At 61.7% G+C, this 6409-nt stretch carries 5 protein-coding genes and 1 tRNA gene; 3 read left to right on the top strand and 3 right to left on the bottom strand.

From position 1 onward, the window contains the following. A partial coding sequence (locus KBC96_08085; protein MBP6964348.1) for a hypothetical protein occupies positions 1-1974 on the top strand: 1974 nt, incomplete at its 5' end. A 3-nt stretch (positions 1975-1977) separates the two neighbouring features. On the opposite strand, the gene KBC96_08080 is transcribed toward KBC96_08085, so the two are convergent. The 3 genes from KBC96_08080 to KBC96_08070 all read right to left on the bottom strand — a co-directional run bounded on the left by KBC96_08080 (position 1978) and on the right by KBC96_08070 (position 4104). Beyond that, positions 1978-2073, bottom strand: a tRNA-Cys gene (locus KBC96_08080). Between the two features lie 25 nt (positions 2074-2098). After that, a complete protein-coding gene (locus KBC96_08075) occupies positions 2099-2362 on the bottom strand; it encodes a hypothetical protein (protein MBP6964347.1) in 264 nt (87 codons plus the stop codon). 2 nt (positions 2363-2364) lie between these two features. Next, positions 2365-4104, bottom strand: a complete 1740-nt coding sequence (locus tag KBC96_08070) for a Na+:solute symporter (protein ID MBP6964346.1) — start codon at positions 4102-4104, stop codon at positions 2365-2367. Positions 4105-4272: 168 nt separating this feature from the next. Here KBC96_08070 and rlmN point away from each other — a divergent pair, with 168 nt between their 5' ends. Together rlmN and KBC96_08060 are read left to right on the top strand one after the other, a co-directional pair. Beyond that, positions 4273-5283, top strand: a complete 1011-nt coding sequence (gene rlmN, locus KBC96_08065) for a 23S rRNA (adenine(2503)-C(2))-methyltransferase RlmN (GenBank protein MBP6964345.1) — start codon at positions 4273-4275, stop codon at positions 5281-5283. A 130-nt stretch (positions 5284-5413) separates the two neighbouring features. Next, positions 5414-6400, top strand: a complete 987-nt coding sequence (locus tag KBC96_08060; protein ID MBP6964344.1) for a Gfo/Idh/MocA family oxidoreductase — start codon at positions 5414-5416, stop codon at positions 6398-6400. Positions 6401-6409 lie beyond the last annotated feature (9 nt).

Raw genomic sequence — 6409 nt, 5'->3', positions numbered from 1 at the left:
CCGCCGACGACGCGGGCGGGTAAGGTAGTCCTCAGCGCGCGAGTGTCGGGCGAGGTGCTCTTCGGCCGAGTCGAGCTTCGGCAGGTGCCGGATTCCGCCCTCCGAGATAATGTCAAGCCTTCCGACTGGACTGCGCTTCGGACGAATCGCACCAGGAATCCCCTCTACGAGGAACTCCTCTCGGACAAGCCGGGCGGATACCGGACGGTGGCATGGGCCCACAATCTGAACAGGAAGAACCTGCCGGCATCGCTGCTCGACAAGTACCCTGAGGGCAAGTGGCCCGAGGAAGTGGAGAGGATGTACGAGGAGTCCGGCGCCGTCGGTCTGGGCTACTACAACCTTCCCTGGCAGGGTGACAAGGCGGACGACCTGTACAGCCGCTTCGGCGTGACGTTCGACGTGATGTGCGAGTCAAGCGCGGTGACGTCCAACGCCATCAATGCCGGCGCCGAGGTGCTCAATCCTGTCGCCAGCGAGACGACCTCCGCCAGCCCTGCGTGCTCACTCATTGATCCAATCTACGTACGTACCGCCGCGGACGAGTTGAGGATGCATGCGGAACGGTTCAAGGGCAAGCCGTACGTCTTCGTCTACATCGGCAAAGACGAGCCGAGTATCCGCATCGCGGAGGGGCCGATATCGAGTTGGGGTCCGTTCGGTAAGCAGTGCGCCGGGGAAGTGCTCCGCGACTATGGATTCGGCAAGTACGCAATCCCCGCCCCGCAGGATCCCCAATTCCTCGGCGACGCGAAGAACCGCCCGTTCCGCTGGATCGCGTTCAATCGCTGGATGGCCGACAAGTACGTTGCCTCGAAGAGAGTCATGTATGAGGCGCTCAAGTCCGTTGATCCCCTGGCGAGGTACAATCCCTGCGACTACTGGTTCATGACCGGCTTCACGCCGTATGACTTTGCCGCGATGGCTCCTTACAGCGACATCGTCGAGTGCGATCCCTACGCGTCATCTGCCGAGCGAATCCCCGGCAGGGGGCTCTACAATCACAGCTTCGGCGCGAAATTCCTCAGTGACCTCACGGGCAGGCCGGTCCGCGCGATCGTTCAGGCGTTCGATTACGCTGGCTATGAGATGACGCCGGAGGACCTCCGCGAATGGGTCAGCCAGAGCATGCGCGGCGGTGCGAGCCACATCTCGTACTACCAGATGGACAACCCGCGCTTCAACGATCCCGAACGCTGGGCGATGATGCTCCATCTCTCGAAGACCATCACGACGATGAACGCCATCGACGGTCCGACCGACGCCGAGGTCGCTATCCTCTACTCGGCCGATTCCCACCGCTCGGAGGGTCCATCTACCAAGGCGAACGAGATCTACACGGCTCATTCGATCCTAGGTGAGCGGGTCGGCTCCTGGTTCGACTTCGTGGATGACGACTCGCTCGTTCGAGGCGAAAAGAGCCTGGCGAAGTACAAGGCGCTCTACGTCCCTCTCGGCACATACCAGCGGGAGTCGGTCGTGAAGCAGGTGGAGAAGTTCTTGCAGGACGGCGGGACCGTCATCTGCGGCGACCCGAGCGTCTTCTCGTGGGACATTGACGGCAAAGACCTCTCGAAGTACCGCGAGCGCATCTTCGGAGTCCGCACGAACGGGGCGCTCGATAGGACCTCGATGATACTCCGTGCTGATGGCGGCATCCCCGGCCTGGTGGCGGGAAAGACGCTGCCGATCTACCGTCCGATCGCACGCGACGGTTGGTCGGAGGAGAACGGCTGGAAGGTGGAGACCGCTCGGCCCGGCGTCAAGGTGCTCGCTGCGTTCACCGACGGCACTCCCGCGATCACGTTGGCCAGGTATGGGAAGGGCAGGGCGATCTACTTCGCCGCGAATCCGTTCGTGCCGGAGTGCCTGATGGGTGACGGCCGGTGGGATGCGTTCTTCCGCGCGCTCCAGCGGTACCTCGGCGCGAAGACCGACCGCCCGATCTGGCGCTTCAAACTCCCAGCGCCTTAGGGGTGGAGACCGGCTTCGGAGTCGAACCGAACAGAGCCCATGTTGAGGTGCCCTCAACGGGTTTGCAGCCCGCGGGGAGCCCGGCTCGCTTCACCGGCCGATGCCTTCAGATGCGCAGTCCTTCTCAGACGACCGGGCCGCCGGGCTTCGTCGGGCGATGCCCCTCGCCGACTCCATCCACGAAGAACTCGAGCCTCCCGCATTCGGGGCAGACGTAGACGTCGAAGCTCTCGCGTCCAGTGAACAGCTCTCCCAGGTCGGCGAGCCAAAAGCCCCAGTCGAAGCTTCCCTCGTGGAACTTCTTCGTCCCCGCGAAGCGCATCTCTGTGTCACATCGCGGACACAGGAGTGACGGCACGTAAGGCAGGGTATAGATCCTGTCAGTCATGCTTAGTCATCCTCCAGCTTCTTGTACCAGGTCTGGTAGAGTATCAGGCAGGCGACGAGGACGATGCCCCCGGCGTAGACCGCCTCGGTGAAGCGGTGGAGCACTAGGTAGATCGGGCACATCCACATCGCCGCGAGACATGGGATCCCGATCACCACGTTCCCCAGGTCGCGCTTGATCGTCGACGGCTTCGGCGACTTGCATCCCCTGGAGACGCATCCCCAGAACCCCGCGGGCCGGACCTCCTTATAGAACTTGGCGAGCGTCTTCTCATCCGTCGCATCCGTCCCATACGTCACAGCAATCGTGATCGCCAGCACGATGACCACTATCCCTGGGAACGTCCAGAAGAGTGGCATCCCGGAGAGCGCGGGAACGAACACCTGGATCAGCGAGAGCACCATCCCCGAGGTCGCGCCTGCCGCGTAGCCCCATCCGTTCAGCCGCCACCAGTACCAGCGCAGGACGTTCGGCAGGAGCACTCCCGCGCCGAGAGTGCCCATGATCCAGGTGAACATCTGGTTGATCGAGGTGGCGAACCAGCCGATGCTGATCCCCAGGAGAATCAGAAGCGCCGAGGAGACGTAGCTCGCGTAGATGAGCTTCTTCTGCGATGCGTCCGGGTTGATGTACTTATGATATATGTCCTTTACTATGTAGCTCGCCCCGCCGTTGACGGTCGAGTTGAACGTCGCCAGGAAGCCGGAGAGGAGCGCCGCGATGGCGAATCCCCTGAGACCGGCGGGAAGCAGCTGCTGGATGACCGACGGAAGTACCTTCTCCGGGTCGCCCTGCTGGGTCAGTCCGACGATGCCGAGCACGGCGAGGCCCATCGCCATCGGCCAGCGGACGGTGTGGATCACGCCCCAGAGCGCGCCGAGCTTCGAAGCGTCCTTTGGATCCTTGGCCGCCAGGAACCGTTGGAAGTCGTAGAGCTGCTCCGGCCCTGAGAGCGAGAGCAGCAGCCCCTTCATCACCCAGATGATCAGCAGCGCCCCGAAGAGCTGGTAGGCGGGATCGGCCACGTCGAGCCTCCACTGAGGGATCAGGCTGCCCCAGTGTGTCGGCACCTTCGCGGCAAGCATCTCCGGCGTGACGTGTGTGAAGCCGAGGTATGCGATCACGAGAGCTCCGATGCTGAGGACGATGGTCTGGAAGATCTCGACCATCACGACCCCATGGAATCCGCCCATCACGACGTAGATCCCTGTGACGCCGATGATCAGTGCCGCGCAGAGATGTTGATTCAGCACCGGGTCATTCGCCAGATGGAGGTAGACCGAGCCGAACTTCCCCATGCCGGTCGCGCCGTATGCGAGGAACGCGGTTATCGTGAGGACGGCATAGATCGTGTAGGATGCGCGCGCCGCCTCGCCCGCCTTGCCGCTTCCGAAGCGGGTCTCCATCCACTCTGAGCCGGTCATGACGCCCGAGCGCCGAATCCATCTGCCCATGAACGCCATGTAGAACACCGGGATGATGAACCCCCAGATCCACTGCACCCACATACCCTTGAGACCCATGATGACGAAGAGGCTGACGATCCACATCGTGCCGGTGATGTCGAAGTACGACGAGCTGCCGGACATCGCCAGCGCCCACCAGGGGAGCTGCCGCTCGCCGAGGAAGTAGCTCCCGATGTTCTTTGCCGCCCGGCGCTTCATCCACACGCCGAGCGTGATGACGATTCCCAGGTATGCGACGATGATTGTGATGTCAATGTTACCCAGTCTGACCGGCACGATTTGGCCTCCTGTGTTGGAGTATCGGGGCTTACGTTTGAGTCCCCACCGCCCATATCCTGTTACTCCGGAGCCCGCTCTTTACCCTTCCTCGCATTGACATCAACGCCCGGCACTGCTAGACTCTCCATCGTCATGGCTGGCGAGGCATTGCGGAATCTGATGGGCATGAACACATCTGAGCTGGAGGCCTTTGTGCGAGGCTTGGGCGCACCCGAGTTTCGGGGGCGTCAGATCGCCCGGTGGCTCTACAGGCGGCCCGTCCCCGAGGTCGAGCAGATGACCGACCTCCCGAAGGCGTTCCGCGAAAAGCTCGGCGAGGCGGCGGTTCTCTACCGCGGGACGGTCCTGCAAGAGTCGAAGTCGCCCGACGGGGCGACCAAGTTCTTGCTGAAGATGAACGATGGCCGGACCGTCGAGAGCGTGCTGCTGCCATACGAGAAGCGCGTCTCGGTCTGTGTCTCGACGCAGATCGGTTGTGCGGTCGGATGCCCGTTCTGCGCGACGGGTATCGCCGGGTGCGAGCGCGACCTGACCGCGGGTGAGATTGTGGACGAGGTGTTGACGCTCCAGGAACAGACGGTGCGACGGATCAGCCATGTCGTTTACATGGGAATGGGCGAGCCGCTCCTGAACTACGATAGCGTGCTGAAGAGCATCCATCTCCTGAACGACGAGGTCGGGATCGGTATGCGGCACATCACTATCTCTACCGTCGGCATTACCCCGCGCATCGAGAGGCTAGCAGAGGAGAATCTGCAGCTTACCCTGGCGGTGTCCCTGCACGCCCCGAATGACGAGCTTCGACGCCGATTGATCCCCATCTCTCAGCGATACCCACTTGCCGGTCTCTTGAGGGCATGCCGCAGATATGCCGACTCGACCGGACGCCGCATCACGTTCGAATACCTGCTCATCCGCGATCTGAATGACTCCGCGGAGCACGCGCGCGAACTTGCACATCTTTTGCTCGGCATGTCGGCGAACATCAATCTCATACCGTACAACGCGGTCGAGGGAGTCGGAATGGGCCGACCCTCGCAGGCGCGGATTCGGGCGTTCTCAGAGATCTTGGATACCGAGGGAGTGAATGTGACCCAACGACTGGGACGCGGGCACACGATCTCCGCGGCCTGCGGACAACTTCGGCATCGGGTTGCCGGGAACGGAGTTCAATGACGCGTGTGGATTTTCGCGCCTGCGTCAAAGGAAATCCGTTCGCACGCGTAGTAACCTGATTTGGACATACCGTGATGAGGCGAGCAAGGCTCGCCACTCAACTCAGGACAGAATCACAGGAGGAGCGACCATGGCTCTCAAGATCGGAATCGTCGGTGTGGGCAACATCGGAAGCAACCACGCCGGCTGCTACAAGAACAACCCGAAGTGCGAGATCGTCGCGTGCTGCGACATCATCCCGGAGAAGGCCGACGCAGGCGCTGCGAAGTTCGGCGGCAAGGCGTTCTACAGCGTGAAGGAGATGCTCGCCAGCGGCATCAATCTCGATGCATGCAGTATGTGCACCAAGGGGGAAGAGAATGGCGGCGACCACTTCACTCCCACGATGGAGCTACTCGAAGCCGGCATCCCTACGCTCGGCGAGAAGCCTATCTCGAACAACATCCAGCATGCTGAGCAGATGGTGGCTCTGGCCCGGGAGAAGAAGGTCCCGTACGCGATCAACCTGAACCACCGGTTTACGCCGGCCGCCCTCCGCGCGAAGGAGTGGATGGAGGCCGATCGTCTCGGCACTTCATACATGATCAACATGCGCATGTGGATCAACAACCCGTCGGACACGCCCTGGTTCCACCTGCGTGCGCTGCATCCTCACTCGTTCGATGTCATCCGATACTTCATGGGCGACGTGAAGAGCGTCGCGGCCTTCCTCAAGAAGGGTCATAACCGTGAGTGCTGGTCGAACGCGCAGGTTGCTCTGTATTTCGAGAGCGGGGCGGTCGGATGCCTCACCGGCAGTTACGACGCCGGTGGTAGCTACGGGCTCGAGAAGTGCGAGATAGTGGGATCGAAGGGCCGGATCGTCATCGACGATGCTTGCGAACACCTCTCATTCTACAACCGTGGCTCGATTGAGTACGAGACCTTCTCGTACCTCGGCGGGATGCGCTCGTTCGGCGAGACATTCCAGTTCCGGATCAACAAGTGGGTCGACCAGATCGAAGCGAAGACGCCGTATGACAAGATCGACGCATCCGGACTCGACGGCCTGAAGGTCCAGCGGATTATCGAAGCGGCGATCACGTCGTGGAACGAACATCGGATAGTAGATCTGTAGTTGAGTGTG

The organism is Armatimonadota bacterium, from assembly GCA_017993055.1.
In the GTDB taxonomy this organism is placed as follows: Bacteria; Armatimonadota; UBA5829; order DTJY01; family DTJY01; genus JAGONM01.
Note: the sequence above shows the minus strand (reverse complement) of the source record. Positions and strands in the feature narration are given on the sequence as shown.